Origin of the sequence: Sphingomonas alba, assembly GCF_023516555.1 — a bacterium.
GTDB lineage: Bacteria > Pseudomonadota > Alphaproteobacteria > Sphingomonadales > Sphingomonadaceae > Sphingomicrobium > Sphingomicrobium album.
This window is the reverse complement of the sequence record NZ_JAMGBD010000001.1, coordinates 668164-690279: the sequence shown is the minus strand read 5'-3', so window position 1 is coordinate 690279 and position 22116 is coordinate 668164. Positions and strand designations below refer to the sequence as shown.

At 62.9% G+C, this 22116-nt stretch carries 31 protein-coding genes; 19 read left to right on the top strand and 12 right to left on the bottom strand.

Annotated elements, in window-relative coordinates:
• The first annotated feature begins 145 nt into the window (after positions 1-145).
• The 6 genes from LZ536_RS03615 (at position 146) to LZ536_RS03590 (ending at position 3898) form a co-directional block, all read left to right on the top strand.
• Complete coding sequence (locus LZ536_RS03615; protein WP_249846926.1) at positions 146-1582, top strand: ELM1/GtrOC1 family putative glycosyltransferase; 1437 nt, start codon at positions 146-148, stop codon at positions 1580-1582.
• Between the two features lie 238 nt (positions 1583-1820).
• Positions 1821-2462, top strand: a complete 642-nt coding sequence (locus LZ536_RS03610) for a hypothetical protein (RefSeq protein WP_249846925.1) — start codon at positions 1821-1823, stop codon at positions 2460-2462.
• Positions 2463-2708: 246 nt separating this feature from the next.
• Positions 2709-2918, top strand: coding sequence for a cold-shock protein (locus LZ536_RS03605; protein ID WP_249846924.1), 210 nt, complete (start codon positions 2709-2711; stop codon positions 2916-2918).
• Positions 2919-3114: 196 nt separating this feature from the next.
• Positions 3115-3267, top strand: a complete 153-nt coding sequence (locus LZ536_RS03600) for a hypothetical protein (protein ID WP_249846923.1) — start codon at positions 3115-3117, stop codon at positions 3265-3267.
• A 118-nt stretch (positions 3268-3385) separates the two neighbouring features.
• Positions 3386-3676 (top strand): hypothetical protein, encoded by a 291-nt coding sequence (locus LZ536_RS03595; protein WP_249846922.1) that lies wholly within the window; start codon positions 3386-3388, stop codon positions 3674-3676.
• Positions 3677-3679: 3 nt separating this feature from the next.
• Complete coding sequence (locus tag LZ536_RS03590) at positions 3680-3898, top strand: hypothetical protein (protein ID WP_249846921.1); 219 nt, start codon at positions 3680-3682, stop codon at positions 3896-3898.
• Between the two features lie 20 nt (positions 3899-3918).
• Here the strand turns inward: LZ536_RS03590 and LZ536_RS13025 are convergent, their stop codons facing one another.
• Complete coding sequence (locus LZ536_RS13025; RefSeq protein WP_283938380.1) at positions 3919-4044, bottom strand: hypothetical protein; 126 nt, start codon at positions 4042-4044, stop codon at positions 3919-3921.
• Positions 4045-4298: 254 nt separating this feature from the next.
• Between LZ536_RS13025 and LZ536_RS03585 the strand changes: the two genes are divergently transcribed.
• The 4 genes from LZ536_RS03585 to LZ536_RS03570 all read left to right on the top strand — a co-directional run bounded on the left by LZ536_RS03585 (position 4299) and on the right by LZ536_RS03570 (position 7177).
• Complete coding sequence (locus tag LZ536_RS03585; RefSeq protein WP_249846920.1) at positions 4299-4799, top strand: GNAT family N-acetyltransferase; 501 nt, start codon at positions 4299-4301, stop codon at positions 4797-4799.
• A 136-nt stretch (positions 4800-4935) separates the two neighbouring features.
• The gene (locus LZ536_RS03580; protein WP_249846919.1) at positions 4936-6285 is read left to right on the top strand and encodes a pilus assembly protein TadG-related protein; all 1350 of its coding nucleotides are present in this window, start codon (positions 4936-4938) and stop codon (positions 6283-6285) included.
• On the top strand, positions 6282-6779 hold the full coding sequence (locus LZ536_RS03575; protein WP_249846918.1) for a TadE/TadG family type IV pilus assembly protein: 498 nt from the start codon (positions 6282-6284) through the stop codon (positions 6777-6779). Before LZ536_RS03580 ends, LZ536_RS03575 begins: the two co-directional genes overlap by 4 nt.
• The gene (locus tag LZ536_RS03570) at positions 6776-7177 is read left to right on the top strand and encodes a TadE/TadG family type IV pilus assembly protein (RefSeq protein ID WP_249846917.1); all 402 of its coding nucleotides are present in this window, start codon (positions 6776-6778) and stop codon (positions 7175-7177) included. Before LZ536_RS03575 ends, LZ536_RS03570 begins: the two co-directional genes overlap by 4 nt.
• Here the strand turns inward: LZ536_RS03570 and LZ536_RS03565 are convergent.
• Positions 7174-7941 (bottom strand): enoyl-CoA hydratase-related protein, encoded by a 768-nt coding sequence (locus LZ536_RS03565; protein WP_249846916.1) that lies wholly within the window; start codon positions 7939-7941, stop codon positions 7174-7176. The genes LZ536_RS03570 and LZ536_RS03565 overlap by 4 nt on opposite strands.
• A gap of 83 nt (positions 7942-8024) precedes the next feature.
• On the opposite strand from LZ536_RS03565, the gene fsa reads away from it, so the two are divergent.
• Genes fsa through LZ536_RS03550 form a run of 3 tightly spaced genes read left to right on the top strand, consistent with a single transcriptional unit; the run spans position 8025 to position 10208 of the window.
• Entirely contained in the window at positions 8025-8678 is a 654-nt protein-coding gene (fsa, locus tag LZ536_RS03560; protein WP_249846915.1) for a fructose-6-phosphate aldolase, read from the top strand.
• Between the two features lie 52 nt (positions 8679-8730).
• Entirely contained in the window at positions 8731-9300 is a 570-nt protein-coding gene (locus tag LZ536_RS03555; protein WP_249846914.1) for a DUF484 family protein, read from the top strand.
• Positions 9276-10208: a tyrosine recombinase XerC gene (locus LZ536_RS03550; RefSeq protein ID WP_431357911.1), complete on the top strand. Its 933-nt coding sequence runs from the start codon at positions 9276-9278 to the stop codon at positions 10206-10208. Before LZ536_RS03555 ends, LZ536_RS03550 begins: the two co-directional genes overlap by 25 nt.
• A gap of 3 nt (positions 10209-10211) precedes the next feature.
• Here LZ536_RS03550 and LZ536_RS03545 read toward each other — a convergent pair whose 3' ends face one another.
• The 4 genes from LZ536_RS03545 to rsmI are packed head-to-tail and all read right to left on the bottom strand — an operon-like array spanning position 10212 to position 13002.
• Positions 10212-10823 (bottom strand): DedA family protein, encoded by a 612-nt coding sequence (locus tag LZ536_RS03545; protein ID WP_249846913.1) that lies wholly within the window; start codon positions 10821-10823, stop codon positions 10212-10214.
• Between the two features lie 3 nt (positions 10824-10826).
• Complete coding sequence (gene gshB, locus LZ536_RS03540) at positions 10827-11789, bottom strand: glutathione synthase (protein WP_249846912.1); 963 nt, start codon at positions 11787-11789, stop codon at positions 10827-10829.
• A gap of 32 nt (positions 11790-11821) precedes the next feature.
• Positions 11822-12175 carry a YraN family protein gene (locus tag LZ536_RS03535; RefSeq protein ID WP_249848550.1) on the bottom strand — a complete coding sequence of 118 codons (354 nt, stop codon included), beginning with the start codon at positions 12173-12175 and terminating at the stop codon, positions 11822-11824.
• Positions 12172-13002 (bottom strand): 16S rRNA (cytidine(1402)-2'-O)-methyltransferase, encoded by an 831-nt coding sequence (rsmI, locus tag LZ536_RS03530; protein ID WP_249846911.1) that lies wholly within the window; start codon positions 13000-13002, stop codon positions 12172-12174. The genes LZ536_RS03535 and rsmI overlap by 4 nt, the downstream gene beginning before the upstream one ends.
• A gap of 167 nt (positions 13003-13169) precedes the next feature.
• Between rsmI and LZ536_RS03525 the strand changes: the two genes are divergently transcribed.
• Entirely contained in the window at positions 13170-14153 is a 984-nt protein-coding gene (locus tag LZ536_RS03525) for a penicillin-binding protein activator (protein ID WP_249846910.1), read from the top strand.
• 102 nt (positions 14154-14255) lie between these two features.
• Positions 14256-14612, top strand: coding sequence for a hypothetical protein (locus LZ536_RS03520; RefSeq protein ID WP_249846909.1), 357 nt, complete (start codon positions 14256-14258; stop codon positions 14610-14612).
• Here the strand turns inward: LZ536_RS03520 and hemW are convergent, their stop codons facing one another.
• Positions 14613-15800: a radical SAM family heme chaperone HemW gene (hemW, locus tag LZ536_RS03515; protein ID WP_249846908.1), complete on the bottom strand. Its 1188-nt coding sequence runs from the start codon at positions 15798-15800 to the stop codon at positions 14613-14615.
• Between hemW and LZ536_RS03510 the strand changes: the two genes are divergently transcribed.
• On the top strand, positions 15799-16398 hold the full coding sequence (locus tag LZ536_RS03510) for a CAP domain-containing protein (RefSeq protein WP_249846907.1): 600 nt from the start codon (positions 15799-15801) through the stop codon (positions 16396-16398). The genes hemW and LZ536_RS03510 overlap by 2 nt on opposite strands.
• Here LZ536_RS03510 and rdgB read toward each other — a convergent pair.
• Both rdgB and rph read right to left on the bottom strand, forming a co-directional pair.
• Positions 16378-16983, bottom strand: coding sequence for an RdgB/HAM1 family non-canonical purine NTP pyrophosphatase (rdgB, locus tag LZ536_RS03505; protein WP_249846906.1), 606 nt, complete (start codon positions 16981-16983; stop codon positions 16378-16380). The genes LZ536_RS03510 and rdgB overlap by 21 nt on opposite strands.
• Entirely contained in the window at positions 16980-17684 is a 705-nt protein-coding gene (gene rph / locus LZ536_RS03500; protein ID WP_249846905.1) for a ribonuclease PH, read from the bottom strand. The genes rdgB and rph overlap by 4 nt, the downstream gene beginning before the upstream one ends.
• 71 nt (positions 17685-17755) lie before the next feature.
• Here rph and hrcA point away from each other — a divergent pair, with 71 nt between their 5' ends.
• Both hrcA and grpE read left to right on the top strand, forming a co-directional pair.
• The gene (gene hrcA, locus LZ536_RS03495; protein WP_431357935.1) at positions 17756-18787 is read left to right on the top strand and encodes a heat-inducible transcriptional repressor HrcA; all 1032 of its coding nucleotides are present in this window, start codon (positions 17756-17758) and stop codon (positions 18785-18787) included.
• A complete protein-coding gene (gene grpE / locus LZ536_RS03490; protein WP_249846903.1) occupies positions 18784-19335 on the top strand; it encodes a nucleotide exchange factor GrpE in 552 nt (183 codons plus the stop codon). The genes hrcA and grpE overlap by 4 nt, the downstream gene beginning before the upstream one ends.
• Before the next feature lie 3 nt (positions 19336-19338).
• On the opposite strand, the gene LZ536_RS03485 is transcribed toward grpE, so the two are convergent.
• From LZ536_RS03485 to LZ536_RS03475, 3 genes are all read right to left on the bottom strand, one after another.
• A complete protein-coding gene (locus tag LZ536_RS03485; RefSeq protein ID WP_249846902.1) occupies positions 19339-19764 on the bottom strand; it encodes a PilZ domain-containing protein in 426 nt (141 codons plus the stop codon).
• 104 nt (positions 19765-19868) lie between these two features.
• On the bottom strand, positions 19869-21050 hold the full coding sequence (locus LZ536_RS03480) for an FAD-dependent oxidoreductase (protein WP_249846901.1): 1182 nt from the start codon (positions 21048-21050) through the stop codon (positions 19869-19871).
• Positions 21051-21317: 267 nt separating this feature from the next.
• Positions 21318-21767, bottom strand: coding sequence for a vgr related protein (locus LZ536_RS03475; RefSeq protein ID WP_249846900.1), 450 nt, complete (start codon positions 21765-21767; stop codon positions 21318-21320).
• A gap of 81 nt (positions 21768-21848) precedes the next feature.
• On the opposite strand from LZ536_RS03475, the gene LZ536_RS03470 reads away from it, so the two are divergent.
• Positions 21849-22085: an acyl carrier protein gene (locus tag LZ536_RS03470; protein ID WP_249846899.1), complete on the top strand. Its 237-nt coding sequence runs from the start codon at positions 21849-21851 to the stop codon at positions 22083-22085.
• The last annotated feature ends 31 nt before the right edge of the window (positions 22086-22116 follow it).

The window sequence follows — 22116 nt, the reverse complement described above, 5'->3', positions numbered from 1 at the left end:
CCACTGGCAAGCGCCGCGCAAGGCTTCAACTGTATTATAAGAGTAATACGGAATCGCTTCAAGCGATCACGATGTCAGCGATGATTTCGGTTCCAGTTGCCGGACGCAGGCGCTAAAGGGCGCGCGGGGGCGGAAGGCATCGACGTTGGACGACACGCGCAACTGGGTCCTGCTCTACTCACGTACCGGCGATAATAACCAGGCTCTGGCACTGGCAAAGTCGCTCGGCCAGCCGTTCGAAACCAAAGAGCTCAAATATAATTGGTTGCGGCGGTTCGGGCTGCGCCTCGGACCGACCTTCCTCACTCTAGATCGCGATAGCCGCAAACAGCTGGCGCCGCCCTGGCCACCGCTGGTCATCGCCGTTGGCCGCTGGAGCGTGCCGGTGGCCCGGGCTATCAAGGCGAGGAGCAAAGGCCGCTCGCGGGTCGTCTTCCTCGGCAATCCGCGCATCGACCCGGCTCATTTCGACCTTGTCTTTGCCACCCGCGATTACCTTGAGCCGCGCGGCCCGAATGTCGTTGTCGTGCCGATGCCGCTTGCGGCTTCAACCGCGAGCGATGTCGTCTCGGCCGATTGGGCCGTCCACCTTCCGCATCCCCGCACGCTGCTGTTGATTGGCGCGTCGATCAAATATTGGGAGCTGGCGCCGGCAAGAGTCGCCGAGACCGTCCGTTCGCTCGCCGAAAAGGCCAATGCGGCCGGGGGTTCGCTGCTGGTCAGCGGAAGCCCGCGGACTCCGGACGAGCTTCTGCTCGCGGCAGGGAATGCGCTTCGGCATGCCCGGCATGGATGGATCGCACCCTCGCGCACATCCGGACTTGCCGCCATGTTCGCGGCCGCGGACGAGGTCGTGGTTACGGGCGACAGCATGTCGATGGTGACCGAAGCGGTGTTGACCGGGAAGCCGGTCGGGCTGGTCCCTCTCGATCTCAACAATAAGGGCGCGAGGAAGATTGGCGTTGTCGCCGCTTCCGAAGGCTCCGGCTCAAAGCGACGCGACATGCGCCGCTTTTGGGCCGAGCTTTGGGACAAGGGCCTTGCGGGAACGGCGCTGCGCCCGAAGACGGCGGCGGTCGCGGCTTCGGCTGCAGCCGCTGCACTGATCGTCACCGCATATCTGGCGACGACCCCCATCGCGGAGGCAATCGAGCAGCCGGTTTCCGTTGTGGCGCCAGCCTTCGGAGCAATCAGCGCTGCCGTCATCGGCCTCTGGCACGGTATCCAGTCGCTGATGGACGCCGCGCAGCGCGACGCCGGCGCCTTGTGGCTCGCGGCATGGGAACCGCAAACGCCCTGGTATGTGAAGCTGATCGCAGGCCTGACGTCGGCGTCCGCCATTTCGCCAATCGACCTGACGCCCGATGTCATCCCTGTTATTGGCTACATGGACGACCTTTTCCTTTTGGCGATCGGCATGTTCCTCACGGCACGCCTGATCCCGAAGCCGCTCATGGCAGAATTGCGTGAGCGCGCGGTTTCGGTCGATTTCACCATGGCGCGGCGAGGAGCGGCGACCATTGCCTGCATCTGGCTCGCGGCTGCGGCTGCGGCGCTGGTGCGCGGATTAGGGCTGTTCTGACGGCGACACGCTAGAGTCCGGAATGGGCGGAAAGCGGACTCTGGGTGTCGGATCATGCACGAGCGCGCCTCGGCCGGACAGATGACTGCGCCCAATAGCGCGACTCTTAAATAACGTTCATGAATAAATATGAACGGCTGTCTTTATTGATATTCACATTAAATGCATCCGAAAGAGCTCATCAGCTGTTGTACTGAACGACAGCGCTGAAATTCGCTGCATTTTTGAAGGAAATGTTATGAGAGTATTTTCAAAGCTTCTCGTCGGTGTTGCCGGCGCGAGCGTCGCCGCTGTTGCCTTTCCGGCTTCGGCCCAGACTTATTATCCGCCGACTTATCCGCCGACGTACAACCAGGGCTACGGCCAGCCTAACGTAGTCGGGCAGGTGATCAATTCGGTCCTCGGCGGCGGCCGCTACGGCACCTATGGCCAGGGTAACGACCGCGTCGCGGTCGACCAGTGCGCCCGTGCCGTGGAAGTTCGCGTCAGTCAGGACAATCGCCGCGGCGTCTATGGCCGCTGGAACAACGCTTACGGCAATCAGGGCTATGGCAACCAGGCGTACAACCAGGCCTATGGCCACGCGCAGGTAGTCGGCATCACCGGCGTCGAGCGCAAGCGCAACGGCCTTAAGGTTTCGGGCCTGATCGACACCCGCATGGGCGGCTACGGCCAGTACAATCAGTATGGCCAGTACGGACAGTACGGTCAGGCAAATCCTGGCTATCCGAACCAGGCCTACCCAAATCCCGGTTATCCGAACCAGGGCTATGGCAACCAGGCCTATAACGCGGCCTATGCTGACCTCAGGTTCAACTGCCGCGTCGATTATCGCGGCCAGGTGACGGAACTCAACATCAGCCGCAATCGCCGCGGGTAACAGTTTGCGCGATTGCGGAAGAGCGGGGGCACGGATGCGCGCGGTTCGAAAGAGCCGCGCGTATTTGCATTGGCGCCAATCGGCGTCGGCGGCCTCCTTACATTCCGCACTCTTCATCCCCATCTAAGCTTGGCTACCAGTCGTAATCGACGGTCCCAGGCGTTACGCCACTCCTGATTCCCTCCTTGACGCCTCTCTAGCCGCGAGCGGCCAATTCCGGCCGTTCTGGAAGGAAGGATCAATTTCATGAAACTCTTCGGAACTGTCCAGTCGTTCGACAAGGACAAGGGCTTTGGCTCGATCAAGCCGGAAGCCGGCGGCGACGCCCTGCGCTTCGAAAACAGTGCAATCAAATGGAATCGCAGCGACCATCCCCAGGCCGCACAGCGCCTATCTTATGAGATGGGGACGGGCACGGACGGCAAGCCCTGCGCAGTCAACCTGAACTCGATCTAACGCAAGGGGGACAGGCGGAGGCCTGTAATCCTCCGCCTGTCCGACCACTTTGCTTCAATGAAGGAACACAACATGATGGAACATACCTGGCCCAAACGGGCACTGCCGATACTCCTGACCGTCACAGCCATCGGAGGTGCGCTTTTTTTCGCCTTTTCATGATCGCTGGCGGCACTCAACCGAAGGAATTTCACAGATGAGCAAGACCATTCAGGACATGTTGCGCGACCCGCCAATCGTCATGATCCTCGACATGGGCCTGGGCAGCCGCGAACAGAGTTTGCCAGTGGAAAGTAGCAAGTCGGCACAGGCGTTGCCGGCAGACCCTAAGGCCGCCAACGACCGATGAGCGCGCCAAAATGGCCGGCAAAACCTCACTTACATTTCCGGCTCCTGCCTCTTCGGCTGGGCCCAATCCAATTCACCATACGTTGCCACTCGCCTCTCTCCCTCGGCCAAGGATCCCCATGACCCGCTCCAATACGACCGCCGAATGGCCTCGCCTGATGCTCGATACCTCGCAACTATGGGACGACGCCGCCATGGTAGTCGCCCTCCGCTCCTGGCGCATCATCGCGGGCGGTCCCGCCGTCGCCCGGCAGGAAGTCGAGCGGATGATCAGCGAAAAGGTCGAAGCTGGGGCGGAGCTGGCTGGGGCGCTGATTGGCGGCAAGGTAAATTCTCCCCAATCGGCCGCTCGCAAGGCGCTCAGTATTTACGCAAAGCGGGTGCGCGAAAACCGCCGCCGCCTCGGATGAATCGTGGACTGGTATAAACTGGCGCTGGTCCCGCTCACGATTGCCGTGATGCCCCTTTTCTTCGTGAGCATTTGGTGTGGCCTGGCCGCACTCATCGCAATTTATGCTCTCGCGGCAAGGCTCGCCAACAAGGACTTCGACCGCCAGTCTCGGGACCGGGCCAACGCGGGAATGCCGATCGACAAGGACGCCGATGGGTCGACCAAGAGCGCCAGGCGATAGTTTCGCGCGACTCTCGTTCTTTAAGGCTTCGCGGCGTCGTACTCGTCTTCTGTGGGAAGATCCTCGAAGGCAGGCAAATAGCCCTTCGCCCGGTAGACGGCTTCGGTGACATAGGTCGGGCTGCCGCTGCCCCAGACATAGACCATCGGTACGTGGCCTCCTTGGGGCTGCGTCCGATATTGGCCTTGTGGCTTTCTCTTATCCATCTCGTCCCCAGGTCTTCACCAGAGACAGGATAGGGCGTTGATCGATAAATGTCTGTAGCGGGTCGAGATTTCGGGCCAAGGCTAGAGGCCGATTTGGATCGAAAGCAGACTCTACGCCAGTTTGACCGGCCGGCTGGAAACCACGCTCAATATCTCTGATAACCGCGCTGACCTGCACGAAGGGGAGGCCGCACGTGATCGACATAAGGCCGGCCACTGCTGACGACGCGGACGCGATCGCCGCCATCTATGGCCACCATGTCCTCCACGGGACGGCCAGCTTCGACGAGATTCCTCCGCCCGCCGCATTCTGGAAGGAGAAGATCGAAGCAGTCTTGGGAAGAGGATGGCCCTTCCTCGTCGCAACGGCCGGCGGGCAGGTCGTCGGTTATGCCTATGCGACGCAGTTCCGCGACCGTCCTGCTTATGCATTCACCTGCGAAAACAGCATCTACATCCAGCCCGACCATGTGGGGCAGGGTATCGGCAAAACCCTGCTGGGCAAATTGATCGCTGCCGCGCGCGGCAAGAGGTTCAGGCAGATGATCGCCGTCGTTGGCGGTGCCGAGCCGGCCTCCGTCGCCCTTCACCGCTCCCTCGGCTTCGTCGAGGCTGGCCGGATGAAGTCGGTCGGCTTCAAGTTCGGGCGCTGGCTGGACACCCTCTACATGCAGCTCGGGCTCGCCGACTCCTGAAAACTATTCTGGGTTAGCCATCCTTATTTGGAACACTCGTTCCGCTTGCCGAACGTTAACCATTGGCTTGAACCCTTTACTCACCTTGTTCGGCCTACATGCACGTCATCTATCTAACCGGCGGCTAGAGGACGGCATGCGTAAACACCTTCGCAATTTGTGGAATGACAAGCGCGGCAACGCGCTGATCCTGGCGGCTGCCGCGCTCCCGCTTTTGCTGGGTTCGGCCGGCCTTGCCACCGACACCATCCAGTGGGCCCTCTGGAAGCGCCAGCTGCAGCGGGCAGCCGATTCGGCCGCTATTGCGGGCGTCTACGACCGCGTCGCGCATACTGGCGGCACCGACAACGTGCCGACGGCGGTCGATCACGATCTTGCGCTGAACCAGCACACCAACATCAACCTGATGACCAACTATCCGCAGCTCAGCTATCCGGCTGACGCGGGCAGCAACAAGAACCAGGTTCGGGTCGTTCTGCGCGTCCAGCGCTCGCTGTCATTCAGCTCCATGTTCATGGCCGCCGCGCCAATGATCACCGCGACCGCGCAGGCGGCCACTGTCGGTGTTTCGGGCGAATTCTGCGTGCTCAGCCTTCAGAACAACAGCAAGACCGGCATCCAGGCGACGGGTAACAACTCGATTACCATGGACTGCGGCATGATGACCAATTCGACGGCGACCAACGCAGCGGCGGGTCAGGGTAGCGCCAACGTGACGGCCACGACGCTCGCGGCATCTGGCGGCATCCAGCAGTCGAAGACCTGGAACATTAACAGCTATCAGCCTTACTCGCCGTCGCTCGAAGATCCTTATGCGGACCTGACGCCGTCGGCTGCTGACGGCGACTTCGACAATTGCGTGGATACGACCACCGCCTACAAAGGCAAGGCCCTGACCGTGAACAACGGCAACACCGGCTTGGTGATCAACGGCGCCGATGCCGCAACTTCGGGCGGCGCCTGCTTTGCCTCGCTAAGTGTTCAGAGCAATCGTGCGCTGACGCTCAAAAACGGTGTCTTTGTCGTCAACGGCGGCAACGCCGATATTCAGGGTAACCTGATTCTGGACAATGCGGTCCTGTTGCTGACGAACAAAGATTCGTCGACGACCGCCTCCATCGGCAAGTTCGACAACAACGCCAGTGGAACGATCAGCGCGACAGCCATGACCTCGGGTAAATGGGCCGGAATGGCGCTCTACCAGGACCGCCGCGCCGTCGACGATGCACCGACCGGCAACATCACTGCGTCGAGCCCGAACAAGGTCAACGGCAACTCGACCCAGAAGGTCACGGGCGTGCTCTACTTCCCGAGCCAGCAGCTGACCTATAACGGCACCGGCACGGGCACCGCGACCTGCACGCAGTTCGTCGCCAAGCGCATCTATTGGTCGGGCAATTCGGGCCTCAACAACTTCACCAAGAATTGCACGCTCAAGGGCATCACGGCGATCACCGCCCCGCAAAAAGTGAGGCTGGTCGCGTGATCCGCCTGGTTCGCTCTCTTCGTTCGGACGAGGATGGCGCCGCCATCATCGAGCTGGCGCTCGTCGCGCCCGTGCTCGCTTTGCTGACGATCGGTACCGTCGACATGGCGAACGCATTTGGCTCCAAGCTGCGGCTGGAGCAGGCTGCTCAGCGTTCGATCGAGAAGGTCATGCAGACGACGGGTGAATTGACCGTCGAGGACACGATCGCGAACGAGGCCGTCTGCCAGTACAATGGCACCAACGAGGACGGCACCTGCAAGTCGGCGCCGCTGACAACCTCCGACGTCACGGTTACGCACCGGCTTGAGTGCGACGGCGTTCTTAAGGAGACGACCGCCACTGACGATGATTGCCCGGTGGGCCAGAAAGAGTCCCGGTGGATCCAGGTCCAGGTTGATTACGACTACGACCCGCTCTTCTCGTATCACTTCTCCGCGATCGACAACGGCAAGTATCACATCACGACAATCGCCGGCATGAGGACGGAATGATGCGCCTGCTTCGCAAGCTTCGGCGCAACGAGCGCGGCGCGGCGGTCATCGAAATGGCCTTCGCTCTGCCAACCCTCATCATCATGCTCTGGATGTTGGTGCAGATGGGCCTCGTCTTCCGCGCCATGTCGGGCATCCAGCACGGCCTGGGCGAAGGTGCACGTCTTGCGACCCTCTATCCGCAACCCACCAACCAAGAGATCCACGACAAGATCGAAGCCGCGGTCTACGGCATTGGGCCCGGGAATTTCACGATCCAGGATCCGGTCCCCGGCGCCGCTGACGGCGCCAACTATCTCGACCTGACCGTGACCTACACACAGTCGACCGACATGCTCCTTTTCCCGGGGCCGGATATTTCCGTCACGCGCTCGAAGCGCGTCTGGGTCGCGAGCTAGGACGCCTTCTTGGTCCGCGCCGCGAAGAAGGCGGCGATGGCCTGCTTCACCTCGTCGGACGTGAGCCGCTCGCCGAAGTGGCCGTTTTCCAGCTCCATTCGCTGTAGGATTTCGTCCGTGTCCTCCCGCCGCAGCAATCGCTGGGTCAAGCGCAAGGCCTCTGTAGGCTTTGCGAGCAAAGCATCGACTTTGGAAACCACTGCTGAGTCCAGTTCTCCCCTCGGCACGACATGGCTCACCAGCCCGAATTCCATCGCTTCCTCGGCGCCGAAGCTCTCGCCGAGTAGTAAATAGCGCGCCGCGCGGCGCCGCCCTGCCAGCCGCGGCAGGATCAGCGAACTCGCCGCTTCCGGCACCAGGCCGAGATCGACGAACGGCATGACAAATCGGCTGCCTTCTTCGGCCAGCACGATGTCGCAATGGAACAGCATGGTGGTCCCGATCCCCACCGCATTGCCATGCACTGCAGCGAGGATTGGAACCTGGTTCTTCGCCAGCGCCCTCAGCAGGCGCCAGACCGGGATATCGGTTGTGCCAGGCGGCGGCATCTCGGCGATGAAGTCTGCAAGGTCGTTGCCCGCGGTGAAATCCTCGCCAACGCCCTCCAGCGTGATGAGGCGAATGCTGTCGTCGTCGGCCGCGTTCTCGATGGCGTCGGCCAGCGCCGCATACATGGCGACGGTGATGGCGTTGCGCCGCTCCGGCCGGTTCATGCGGATGCTGAGGCGACCGCCTCGCCGTTCGACCTGGATATGCTCGCTCATCAACGGGTCCTTCGCGAATAGGATGACGGGAGGGATAGCAGTCGCTATCGCAGCTTCAAGCCAGCCTGATCCTGAGGACCGCAATGAAGTTCTTCGCCGACACCGCCGAAATCTCCGAAATCCGTGAGCTCGCCGACCAAGGCCTGCTGGACGGAGTCACCACTAACCCGAGCCTGGTGCAGAAATCCGGCCGAGACTTCATCGAGGTGGTCAAGGAAATTGCCGGCATCGTGAAGGGCCCCGTTTCCGCCGAGGTCGTCGCGCTCGATCACGCAGGAATGATGCGCGAAGCCGAAGTGCTGCGGAAGATCGCCGACAATATTGCGGTCAAGGTGCCGCTGACCCCCGACGGCCTCAAGACCTGCCAGAAGCTGACGAGCGACGGGACGATGGTGAACGTGACTCTCTGCTTTTCGGCAGCTCAAGCGCTGCTCGCCGCGAAGGCGGGTGCGACCTTCATCTCGCCCTTCGTCGGTCGCCTGGACGACATCGGGCAGAACGGGATGGAACTGATCGCCGACGTTCGCCAGATCTACGACCAGTATGACTTTGAGACCCAGATCCTCGTCGCCAGTGTCCGCCATCCAATGCACGTCGTCGAAGCGGCGAAGCTCGGCGCCGACGTCATGACTGCACCACCGAAAATCATCCAGCAGCTATTCAAGCATCCGCTGACCGACGCCGGCATCAAAAGCTTCCTCGCCGATTGGGACAAGACCGGTCAAAAGATTGGGTAGGGGCGGCGCACGCAAGTAGGAAATTAACCGGTTCGGGCGTATCGTTTCGGCCATGGGCAAGGTGATTTCCTTCGAGGATCGCGCGGTAGCGCGGCTGCGCGAACGGCTCGGCGCGGTCGAAGAGGCCAATCAGGACCTTCTGGCCTTCGCCCGCGGCCATTCTGGCGCGGTCGCATCGATCCACGAAGCGATGCTGGCGGCGCTCGATACCGATAGTCTCGAGAGCCTCTTCCACGTCGTTACACAGGAATGGCCGCTCATCCTCGGGCTCGACTCTGTCGCGCTGGCGCTGGTCATTGGCGACCAGGGATTCCGGGCCGACGCTGATGGCGTCCAATTCGTCGCGCCGCAGATCGTCGATAGGGCGGTGAAGGGCGTCGATGGTGTCGAAATGCGCAATGTCGGGCGCGGCCATCCACTTTTCGGCCCGGCCTGCAGCCTGATCCGCTCCGAAGCGCTAGTCCGAATCGATGCCGACAGCCCGCTGCCTTACGGTCTGCTCGTGCTGGGCCAGCGTTCCGAGCAGAAGCTCGACGGCCGGCACGGCTCGGAATTGCTGCTGTTCCTTGGCAACGGCCTCGCCGCTATGATCCGCCGGTGGCTGACCAACCCGACGACATAGGCCTGTCTCATCCTGCCCAGGCGCTCGCCGTCCGCTGGGCCAGCTTCCTCGCTCACGACCGTCGCCGCTCGCCGCACACCGTGCGCGCCTATGTCGCGACAGCACACCGCTTTCTCGAATTCCTCGGCCGCCATCGCGGCGAAGAGATTGGCCGCTACGGATTGCTGACGCTACCGGCATCGGATCTGCGCGCTTTCCTGGCCGATCGGCGTGCCAGCGGACTGGGCGCCAGCTCAGCGGCGCGCGAGATGTCGGCGGTTCGTGCATTCCTTTCGTTCGCCGCAGAAGATCTCGGCGAGATCCCGCAATTGCCGCGAACGCGTGCGCCCAAGCGCCCGCGCACTTTGCCGCGCCCAGCGAGCCCCGACGACGCCCTCGCTTTGGCTGAAGAGGCCGGCTCCGCCAGCGAGGATTGGACCGCTGCGCGCGACATGGCGATTCTGCTGCTTCTCTACGGTTCCGGCCTGCGAATCGCCGAAGCCATGGGCCTTCCGGCTTCGGTGCTGCCTATCGGCCGCACTCTTCGCGTCACAGGGAAGCGCAACAAGACGCGGGTCGTACCGGTCGTCGACGCCGTTCGCGAGGCGATCACGGCTTACACACAAGCCTGTCCATATCCGTTGACCGGCAGCACGCCATTATTCCTCGGCGCGCGAGGCGGGCCGCTCAATGCGGACCTGGTCAGGCGTTCGGTCCGCTCCGCACGCCGCCGGCTCGGGCTACCCGACAGCCTGACCCCGCATGCACTTCGACACAGTTTCGCGACTCATTTGTTGGCGGGAGGCGCCGATTTGCGCTCGTTGCAGGAGCTGCTTGGCCATGCCAGCCTGTCATCGACCCAGATCTACACCCAGGTAGACGCCGCCCAGTTGCTCGATATCTATCGCCACGCCCATCCGCGAGCCTAGGTCTCAGGCCTTGGGCGGTTCGTAATTGCGGTGCGTCCAGACTCGCCAGAAATAGCCGATCACAAGCACGGCCATGATCCCAGTCGAGATCGGCCCAAGAACATCGTCGATCCGCGCATAATTCTCGCCCATCTTGAAGCCGGCTAACGCGAGCAACGCCGTCCAGGCACCAGTCCCCAAGATGGATGCAACAAGGAAACGACGGAACTGCATGTGGAGTAGGCCGGCAGGAACGGAGACCAGCGAACGTACGGTCGGAACAAGGCGTCCCAGTAACACGAATGGCAGTCCGTGGCTCCGAAACCAGCGATCAGCGCGTTGAACTTCCGGCCAGGTAATGGTCAGCCAACGGCCCCATTTGTCGATGAACGGATGCAGTCGGTCGAGGCCCAAAGCGCGGGCGGCGAGGTACCAGACGATATTGCCGAGCATGGCGCCGCTCGTCCCGCTGAGCACCACTAAGGCATAGCTGAGCTTGCCCTGACCAGCGGCGACACCCGCGACCGGCATGATCACTTCCGAAGGAATGGGAGGGAAAATGGTCTCCAGGAACATCAGGAAGCCGATGCCGAGATAGCCCGATTGCTCGATCAGGCGGACAACCCAGTCACTCATATTTTATGCTGCCCGCCGATTCTCAATCTTCGCTTCGATGGCATCCCATAGGCGACCGGCGGTGTCCGTCCCGTTAAATTTGTCGATGGCTACGATTCCGGTGGGCGAGGTGACGTTGATTTCGGTGAGCCATTTGCCGCCGATGACGTCGATGCCGACGAACAGAAGGCCGCGGCGTTTCAGCTCGGGACTGAGCGCTTCGCAGATTGCGCGCTCACCATCCGTTAGTTCGGTGGCCTCGGCGGTCCCGCCCACGGCGAGGTTGGACCGAAATTCGCCAGCGCCCGGCCGCCGGTTGATGGCCCCGGCGACTTCGCCGTCGATCAGCACAATCCGCTTGTCGCCGTCCGCAACGGCAGGAAGGAATGCCTGCAGGACATGGGGTTCGCGATAGGTCGCGTTGAACAAGTCCATCAGCGCCGAAAGGTTCGCGCCGTCGCGCGTGATCCGGAAGACCGAGCCGCCAGCGAACCCGTGCAGAGGCTTGAGAACAATGTCGTCGTGCGCCTTCAGGAATTCGCGCGCTGCACCCAGCGAGCGGGTGACCATCGTCGGCGGCATGAAGCGAGCAAAATCGAGTACCCAGATTTTTTCGGGCGCATTGCGCACCGATGCTGGGTCGTTGACCACCAGTGTCTCGTCCCGGATGCGTTCGAGCAGGTGCGTCGCCGTGATGTAGCCAAGGTCGAAGGGCGGATCCTGTCGCATCAGCACGACATCGACGTCCTTGCCCAAGTCTAGGATCTCGAATTCACCCATCCGGAAATGCTCGCCGGAAACGGCCTGGACCGTCACCGCGTGCGCACCGGCATAGAGACGACCGTCCTGCCAGGTCAGCGCGTCGGCCAGATAGTGATAGAGCTTGTGCCCGCGCGCCTGTGCAGAAAGCATCAATGCAAAGGTCGAATCGCCGGAGATGTTGATCTTCTCCAGAGGGTCCATTTGCACGGCGACGGTCAGCGACATGGGCCCGCCTCTAGAGTGGGTGAAGGACTCTGTCACCCATGCCAGATATTGGCGAGATGGCGGGGCAGGCGGCCCGGCACCAGGAAGACGGCATCGATGCGGATGTCATCGCCTTCGCGGGCAAAGCGGGGCGCCAGCCGCTCGGCGGCGACGACGACGCGGCGCAAGCGGTATTCGTCCAGGGACAAGGCCGCAGATTCCTCCGTGGCTCGCGCCTTGACCTCGACAAACGCGACGATCCGTCCGCGTCGCGCGACGAGATCGACTTCGCCACCTGGCACCCGTGCGCGGCTCGCCAGGATTCGCCAGCCATGCAGACGCAACCACCAGGCGGCGACGGTTTCCGCCTTGCGACCGCGCTGTTCGGCGACGACTCGCCGGTTCAGCGCCCAAGCTCCAGCGCGCGGGAATAGGCACGCTTCTTGGGGATTTTGAGACGGGCAGCGACGTCGGCGGCGGCGCGCGACGGCGACATTTCGGCAAGGGCAGCGCGCAAGGCCGTATCCAGGTCCTCCTGGGTTGTTTCCCGCTCGTTCGGCGGTCCAACCACAATGACGATTTCGCCCTTTGGCGGAGCGTCACCGTATTGCGTCGCAAGGTCGGCCAGCCCGCCCGCCACGCATTCCTCGTGGAGCTTGGAAATTTCGCGAACCACCGCCGCGTCGCGATCGCCGAGGACTGCGGCAAGGTCGGCCAGGCTGTCGCCCAGCCGTGGCCCACTTTCGTAGAAGACGAGGCTGGCCTTGATGTCGGCGATTTCGCCTATGGCATCGCGCCGCGCCTTCGATTTCGCCGGCAGGAATCCGGCGAAGAGGAAGCGGTCTGTCGGGAGACCGGCGACGGTCAGTGCGGCGATCGCTGCGCAAGGACCGGGGATTGTGAAGATCGGAAGGCCCGCCATCCGCGCCGCGCGCACCAGCTTATAGCCAGGGTCGGAAATCAGCGGCGTTCCAGCATCGCTGACCAATGCGACTGCTTTGGCGGCAATCGCATCCAGCGCCTTCCGGCGATCCTCGTCGCTGCTGTGATCGTGATAGGTCACCATCGGCGCGCGCGCGCCGGCATGCGCTAAGAGCTTGGCGCTGACCCTTTTGTCTTCGGCGAGGATCAGCTCAGCCCGCCGCAGCGTTTCGGCCGCGCGCGGGCTGAGATCGGACAGATTGCCGATCGGCGTTGCGACGATATACAGGCCTGGGGGGAGAGACTGATCCATAGGTTGAGCGACCAATGACACCTTCCTTCGACTGGCGGCAAGCGCGGCGAGTTTTCACAGCAGGAATCATCTGCAGCGTTTTCGCGCTGTCGGCGTGCCAGACCAGGCCCCCGAGTGGCCCCAGGCCCGGGGAAATCGAACAAACCCAAACCGGCGCCAAGCAGCGCGTGGCACTGATCGTGCCACTGACCGGAGAGGACGGCGGCATTGGTACGTCCATCAGCAATGCCGCGCGGCTGGCCCTGCTCGATATGGCCAACCAGACCATCGACCTCACTACATACGACAGCACGCAGGGCGGCGCGGCCGCAGCGGCGGCCAAGGCGATAGGAGAGGGCAATGGCCTGATCCTCGGTCCGCTGTTGGCTGAGGATGTAAGAGCCGTCGCGCCAGTGGCGCAGCGCGCGCATGTGCCGGTTATCGCCTTCTCCAATGATGAAGGAGTTGCCGGCAACGGCGTCTATATTCTTGGCTTCACGCCAAGGCAGTCGATCGGCCGGGTCGTTGCCTTCGCGGGCAGCCGCGGTGCCAAACGTTATGGGGCGCTGGTGCCGTCCGGCGTTTACGGCGAGCGGGCCGCGCAGGCCTTCACGGTGTCGGTTCAGCAAGCAAGCGGCGCGGTCGGCGCGGTCGAGACATACAACCGCACCGCCGCAAACGTCCGGACCGCCGCCAATGCGCTAAATGGCAAGGGCCATTTCGACGCAGTGCTCATCGGCGATAGCAGCCGTGTCGCGACGCAGGCCGGCGCGGCCGTGAAACCCGGGCCGCGTTTGCTTGGCACGGAGCTTTGGGCGAACGACCATGCCATTGGCGCGACGCCGCGCATGCGCGGCGCCTGGTATGCGGCGGCGCCAGATGCACGGTTCAACCAGCTCGTGACCCGATATCGTGCGCGCTACGGCAAGGTGCCTTACCGCCTTGGCAGCCTGGGCTATGACGCCGTCCTGTTGACGGTGCGCGCGTCGCGCAACTGGGGAGCCGGAAAACCCTTCCCGCAGCGAGTCCTTACGGAGAGCGACGGTTTCGCCGGAGTCGATGGGATCTTCCGCTTCGGCCGCGATGGAGTTGCGGAGCGGGCGCTCGAAGTGCGAGAAGTGACTGCGGCGGGAACGACCGTCGTTTCACCCGCGGCGACCGCCTTCCCCTAAATCGCTTCCATCACCGTCAAAAAAGAGTCATTCTCCCGCGCGGAAGCCAAGTGCGGGAGTGTCGATATGACTCCGTTCGCAATTGGGGTGGTGGCTGGTTTGATGGTTCTTCAGGCCTCGATCGCGGGTCCAAGGGACGATTACGCCAATTGTCTGCACAAAATTCAATCGCAGGCAGAAGCCCAGAAGGTGGCCCCAGACCAGTATAGCGCCTTCGCCAAGCAGCAATGTTCCTCGCAGGGCGCGACCTTCAAGGCAGCGCTCGTCGCCTTCGACACAAAGAATGGTGTCAAGCGCGACAGGGCATCTTCCGACGCCGACATGCAGCTCGATGATTATGTTGCGAGTTCACAGGAGAAATATGCGGCGAAGGTGAAGTTCGACGCGCCGCGCGCAGCGCCAGCACCGGCGCCCGCGCCGGTCGTCGCGGCCGCAGCCCCGGCGCCCAAGAAGGACTGATCAGGCGGCGATTTCGCCGAGAATCGAGTCGAGGAGCAAACGTCCCGCCGGCGTGACGGTGAGCCGCGTGCCTTGCCGGCCTATCAAGCCCAGCCTTTCAAGCCGCTCCACCGCCGATTGGTCGACCATGGAGTCGACGCCGAGGCGAAGGGCCAGCTCGTCCGTATCGATACCTTCAGCGAGACGCAGGCCCATGACCAGCGCCTCATGGGCCGCCTCGCGGTGCCTAAGCGTCTCTTCCTCGACCATGCCATGGCCATTGCGGGCGACTGCGGCGAGAAAATTTTCTGGTTTCTTGTGCCGGACCGTGCGCTGGCCGAGCCTGCGCCCATGTGCACCCGGGCCGACACCGGCATAGTCGCGGTAGCGCCAATAACTGAGGTTGTGGCGGCTCTCTTCGCCGGGGCGGGCGTGGTTTGAGATTTCATAGAGCGGGAGGCCGGCGGCCGCCGTACGCTCCTGTGTCAACTCGAACAATTCGGCGGAATGGTCGGCGTCGAGCGGCTCGAAATCATGCTTGGCGACCATCGTCGCGAACCGCGTGCCCGGCTCGATCGTCAGCTGGTACAGCGACAGGTGGCCAGTGCCGAAGCCGAGCGCCCGCTTCAGCATGGCATCCCATTCGACCATCGACTGTCCGGGCAAAGCATAGATCAGGTCGAAGCTGACGCGCCCGAAGTACCGTTGCGCGGTCTCAAGTGCGGCGAGCCCTTCGTCGACGCAATGAGCGCGGCCAAGGAAGGCGAGCGCCCGGTCATCAAGGCTTTGAAGCCCAAGGCTGACACGATTGACGCCGGCGGCTGCGAGGTCGGCGAAGCGTGCGGCCTCGACCGACGAAGGATTGGCCTCCAGCGTGATTTCGATGTCGTCATCGGCGCGCCAGTGCGTTCGGGCCGCCCCGATGATCGCCGCTGCGGTCGCCGGTTCCATCAGCGAAGGCGTGCCACCGCCGAAAAAGATGGACGTCAGGCGCTTGTCGGGCAGAAGCTGAGCTTCGTAGGCGAGGTCAGCTAGCAGCGCCTCGCGCCATGCCCTCTGGTCGATTCTGTCGCGGACATGGCTGTTGAAATCGCAATAGGGGCACTTCGAGACGCAGAAGGGCCAGTGCACATAAAGTGCCAGGCCGTCCCGCTGCGGGACGCCTGTCGACACATCCTTAACCGTCTGAATTGCAAGACTCGCCGTCATGATGCGCTGGGTCCTTATTGCCCTATTGGCGGCAACGCCATGCTCGGCGGCGAGCGTGCCCAACCCGCACTGGCCGGCACCGGCCGATCGTGGGCCCGACCTGCTGAAGTCCGTCGTCCTCAAGGCCCACAATTCAGCCCGCAGCAAGTTCGGCGTCGCACCTGTTACCTGGAGCGACGAACTCGCCGCTGGAGCCATGGCGCATGCCCAATATATGGCCGCGACCGGCATCTACGGACACGACCAGACGCCTGGCCGCCGCAAGAAGTCCGGCGAGAATTTGTGGCGCGGCACGCGCGGCGTCTTCTCCTACGACATCATGGTCGGCGTGATGGTCGATGAGGCTCGATATTTCCGCCCCGGCGCTTTCCCGGACAATGCCGTCAACGGCGATTGGCATTCGGTTGCGCACTATACGCAGATCGTCTGGCCGACGACGACCGAAGTCGGCTGCGCGCTGGCGAGCTCGGTGACCACCGACTATTTCGTTTGCCGCTACGCCCCGACCGGCAACAAGGATGGCTTCTTCCTCGCCAGCGGCCATGATCCGCTCGCACCGATTCCGGCTTCCACGCAGCTAGCCCAGAGTGGCGACTAGTTTCCTGAAGGCATCGGCCCGGTGGCTGATGCGGTGCTTCGCTTCCGGGTCGAACTCGCCGAAAGTTTGGTCGTAGCCATTGGGCACGAACATGGGGTCGTAACCGAAACCCTTGTCGCCACGCGGCGGCCAGACGAGCGTTCCATCGACGCGCCCTTCGAAGCTCTGCACCTGCCCGTCATCGGGCCAAGCCAGCGACAAAGCGCAGGCAAAATGGGCGTCGTGACCGGCATCCTCGCCCGCTGCCTCGACTTCGCGCCAAACGCGCTCCATCGCCCGGCCGAAATCGCGAACGCCATCTTCGTCTTCTGCCCAGCGCGCAGAGAAGATGCCGGGCAATCCGTGCAGCGCGTCCACCGCCAGGCCGCTGTCGTCGGCGAGGGCAGGAAGCCCGGACAGGTCTGCCGCCTCTCGGGCCTTCAAATCGGCGTTGTCGATAAAAGTGTTGCCGATCTCCTCCGGCTCCGGGAGCCCGAGCTCGGCCGCCGACACACATTCGATTCCAAGCGGGGCCAACAGGTCCTGGATTTCCTTGAGCTTGCCTGGGTTATGGGTCGCGATGACCAGCTTTTCGATGCTCTTCACCGGCCCGCCGCCTTCAGTTGCGCCTGGAAAATCTCGTTGCAGCCGATGCGGGCCAGCCGGAGAAGGCGGAGTAGGCCTTCCTCGTCATAGCATTCCCCCTCGGCCGTCACCTGCGCCTCGACGATATTGCCGTCGGAGGTGAGGACGAAATTGCCGTCGCATCCGGCGGCGCTGTCTTCGATGTAATCTAGGTCCAGCACGGCCTGGCCATTGTGAATGCCGCAGCTCACCGCAGCGACCTGCTTTTCGATCGGATCGACGTCCAACTTCAGCCCGTCCACTGCAAGGCGGAGCGCTACCCAAGCGCCGGAGATGGAGGCGGTGCGGGTGCCGCCGTCTGCCTGGATGACGTCGCAATCGACGGTAATCTGGCGTTCGCCAAGCTTCGTCAGGTCGACGACTGCGCGCAGTGAGCGGCCGATCAGCCGCTGGATTTCCTGCGTACGGCCCGACTGCTTGCCCTTGGCGGCTTCGCGGTTGCCACGCGTGTGAGTGGCACGCGGAAGCATTCCATATTCGGCGGTGACCCAGCCCTGGCCCTTGCCGCGCAGGAATGGCGGTACGCGATCCTCGACGCTGGCGGTGACGAGTACACGGGTTTCGCCGAAGCTGACGAGGCAGGAGCCTTCGGCATGCTTGGTGAAACCGGGTTCGAACTTCAATTCACGCATTTGGTCGGGGGCGCGGCCGGAGGGGCGCATGCAGGTCTCCTGATACTGGTGCGGGCCGCTCCCTAGACCGGGCGGCGGCGCAATCCTAGATGTCCCGCACGATGAGCGCGCCGATCCCAGAACTGACCGACCGCATGCGCCAGATCTTCGGACTGGTGGTTGAGGCCTATATCGACCGGGGCGCACCGATCGGTTCCAAGATGCTGACTGGCAGCGTCAGCCTGTCGCCGGCCTCGATCCGCGGTGTCATGCAGGACCTCGAGGAATTGGGGCTGCTCTCCCATCCGCACACCTCTGCCGGGCGGATGCCGACGGAGACCGGGCTAAGGCTCTTCGTCGACGGCATCATGCAATCCGCGCTTCCCAATCCTGCCGACCAGGCAACCATTGAACGGCAAATCCGCGACCGGCCGATCGAAGAGGCGCTGGAGGCGGCGACCGCGACCCTTTCCGGCCTGTCCGCCTGTGCAGGAGTCGTGCTGACGCCAAAGCAGGAGTTGCGCCTTCGCCAGTTGAGCTTCGTGCCCCTGTCGCCGGGCCGGGCGCTGGCAGTGCTCGTCGGCGCCGACGGCTCGGTCGAGAATCGCGTCGTCGACTTGCCCGCCGGAACCAGCACCGTCGCTCTGGCCGAGGTCGGCAATTACGTCAGCAGCCGCCTGGCTGGGCTGACACTGGCACAAGCCGAGACGCGCCTGAGGGCCGAGATCACCGAGCGCCGTGAAGCAATCGACGCCGCCGCCGCCGAGTTGGTCGCGTCTGGCCTTGCCAGCTGGAGCAGGGACGCGGCGCAGCGTCCGGTGCTGATCGTTCGTGGCCAGGCAAATTTGATCGATGAGGCCGCGGCCGCCGACCTTGAGCGCGTCCGCAAGCTGCTCGAAGAGCTGGAAGACCGGCAGGAAATCGCCCAATTGCTGGAGCAGGCGCGCGAGGCGGAGGGTTGCCGGATCTTCATCGGCAGTGAGAACCGCATGTTCGCTTTGTCCGGATCCAGCGTGATCGCCGCGCCCTATCGCGGGAGCGATGGCGCCGTGGTGGGCGTTGTCGGTGTCATTGGCCCCACGAGGTTGAACTATGCCCGCGTGGTCCCCATGGTGGATTTCACCGCGCAGGCGCTGACGAGATGGATGGCATGAACGACGAAAACGACAAGCTGCACGACGAAGCCGAGGAAATCCGTTCCGGGACGGCGGCGGACTCGCCCGAGCTCCAGGAGCACGACCAGTTGGCGGCGCTGCAGAAGCAGTTGGAGGAGGCCAATTCGAAGGCGCTCTATGCAGCGGCCGAACTGCAGAACGCACGCCGGCGAATGGAAAAGGAAGTCAGCGACGCCAAGGCCTATGCCTCGGCCGGCTTCGCCCGCGACATGCTGGCGATCAAGGACCATCTCGACCGGGCGCTAGCGGCGGTCGGTGACGACCTGCGCGCCGACAAGACGGCGGCCAATTTCCTGGCGGGCATTGAATCGACCGCTCGCGAGCTCGACCAAGTGTTCAGCCGGAACGGCATCAGCCGCGTCGAAGCCAAGGGCCAGCCACTCGATCCCCACAAGCATCAGGCGATGATCGAAATCCCCAGCGATGAGGTCGAACCGGGAACGATCGTCGAAGAAATGCAGGCCGGCTATGTGATGAAGGACCGGCTGCTGAGGCCCGCCCTCGTCGGGGTCGCGCGGAAACCCTGAGCTTTAGCTCTGGTATGACGGCAACGGGCCGTCCCAGATGAACGTTTCGCACCAGCGGCGCTCTTCGGCAGTCAGGTGCTGGGATGTCAGGCCCGGGCGCTTGAATTGTTGCTCGATGCGGTGACGCGGCGCCGGGATGTGGCGCATGACCGTCTCCGGCTCCAACTTGGCATCAAAGGCAATGCCGGCACGACGCTCGTTTACCCAAGCGATGTGACCGGAAATGACGAGGTCCTTCTTACGGAAGACCACGGGTGCGCCTTGGTAGGGGATTCCGTCGCCCTCGATGAGCGCGCCGTCCGCAGACAGGTTACGCAACATGACGTTGGCGAGCCCGTTCTCCGTCTCGATGGCCGCCGCCATCAACACGTTCGAGCGCCGTGAGCGCCGGTTCTGAGTGTTGGTGCTCTCGTCCATTGATGCGTTCACGTTTCCTCGAGGCCCCATGCCACCGCCAAACATCCGCGGAAGGACAGGTTTGCGCCGATTCCGGTAAATATTCCGCTAAGACCAGGGCTGCTTTCTGACTTAGGTTAATGAACTTCCCGATGTTGCGCGGCGCTCTTGCTGGCTAGGCTGAAGCGAGGCTCGACTTGTGCCTGTCCGGAAAGCAGCTCGGCAGCATAGCGACCGACTTCCGGACCATGCTTGAATCCGTGCCCCGAGCCACCGCCGACAATCAGGACGTTTGGCATATTGGGGTGGAAGTCGATCAGGAAATCGCCGTTGGAGCTGTTCTCATATTGGCAGACCTCGGCGGCGATCAGCGGCGCGTCACGAAGTAACGGGAAGCGTCGGTCGCGGTAGGCGATGATTTCATCGAGTGCTGCCTTCGTATGTTCCCGGCGCTGAGTGTCCGGATCGACGATCGCGCCGTCGCAATGATGGGCGAATTTGACGCCGCCGTTTTCGAGCGCCGGAAAGCCATAATGGAAATCGCCGTCACTGAACTCGGCCCAGCCAGGCAGGTGTGGCGACGCGAAGCAGGTTTCGCCCGCAGGAGGTGCGAAATAGAAGATTTCCTGCCGGGTCGGGACGATGCGGCCCCCCAGCAATTCTGGAAACATTTTTCCTAACCACGGGCCGGCGGCGATGACGAAGGCATCCGCTTCCAGCTGCGACCCGTCCGAGAGGCGAATTGAGGCTAATGCACCCTGAGAGCTCGGGACCCGAACCTCCAGCTGCTGATATTCGCCGCCCTGAGCCACGAATTCGGCGACTAGCGCCTGGACGGCGCGCCTCGCCATCAGCGCCCCGAAATGCGGCTCGTACAGCCCGAGTTCGACGCCGCGGAAGTCGATCATCGGGAAGCGCGCCTGTAGCTGCTTGGGGTCCATTTCCACGATTGGCAGCCCGAGGTCGCGGCTTGCGCTCAGGCTCTGGGCGAAGAAATCGTCGGGCGTGGTCGTGAAGAAGAGGACTCCGAGCGGCTGGAATATTGTCAGGCTCAAGCGCTCACCGAGCGATTTCCACTCGGCGAGACTGTCCCGAGCCATTCGCGAGTAGATCGCGTCCTTGCCATACGCGGCGCGCGTCATGCGCGATTCGCCGCCCGAAGAGGCCTTAGGATGGGCAGGCCCACTGGCATCTAACAATGTTACCTGATGGCCGGCACGACGGAGATATTCAGCGGTCCAGGCGCCGAACACGCCGGCGCCGACGACGGCGACACGGGCTTTCGATTGGGGAGCAATCACGGGCTTCATCGTGCCCATGTAGCAGCGCCGCCCGCTCCGGTGGAGCAAGCGGCGCTGAAACTATCGGGGAGCGGCTTGGACTGCGCACCGCCCCCCGTCGATCTCACCGTCCGAACGCCTTACGGAGGGTGAGGCCGATTCTGCGGGGCCATGGCGCTCGCGAGAGGGCAGCGGATGCCGCCAACTCGTCGCCCAAGCACAGCCCCGGCGATTCGTTACGGCATTGTTAGCACAAACTTGGTCGCAAAGCCCTTGGCCATTCGTCGATTCGTTGAATGTAGGCGCTCAAGCGAATGGCAGGAGCCCCTGATCGGGGACGGCGGCGAGGCGGATGCCATGCTTGTCGAGAAAGGCATGTCGAACGATTTCCGCTTGTTGCTCAAGGCCGTAGCGGTCGAAGGTTCGGCCAGGAATGAGGTCGTAGGAATAGCGACAGAAAGGATGCCTCATCATCGGCAGGTAAAAGCGCCCCTTGGTCTGGCTCTGCCAAACGTGGGTAAGCTCGTGGATCAGCAACCCCTGGAGTTCGAGCGGTGTTTTCGAAAAATCCTCTGACCAGCGCTGATCATCGGGATGAAAATGCACGTTGCCCGTAGGCGCCATGACGATCCCGCGCGGCTGGAATGGCCACCATTTGCCCCGGATGATCCGCACTCTGGAATAGTCGATGCTCTCTCCGAATACCGAGCGGGCAAGGTCGATTTCTCCTTCGGTGAGCGGGCGCGACTGCTTCATCGGAACTGCCTTAACATGCTTGCGGGCGGCATCGGCGCTCGCTAGGGCAAATTTCAAAGAACAACAGGAAGGAAAGTCCTCATGAGCGAGACCGCCGATCGTGTGAAGAAGATCGTCGTCGAACATCTCGGTGTTGATGCCGACAAGGTCACCGAAGGAGCGAGCTTCATCGACGATCTGGGTGCCGACAGCCTCGACATCGTCGAGCTGGTGATGGCGTTCGAAGAGGAATTCGGTGTCGAGATCCCCGATGACGCGGCCGAGAAGATCACGACCGTCAAGGATGCGATCGACTATATCGACCAGAACAAGGGCTGATCGGAGCCGATTTGGCCGCCTTGCATGACGC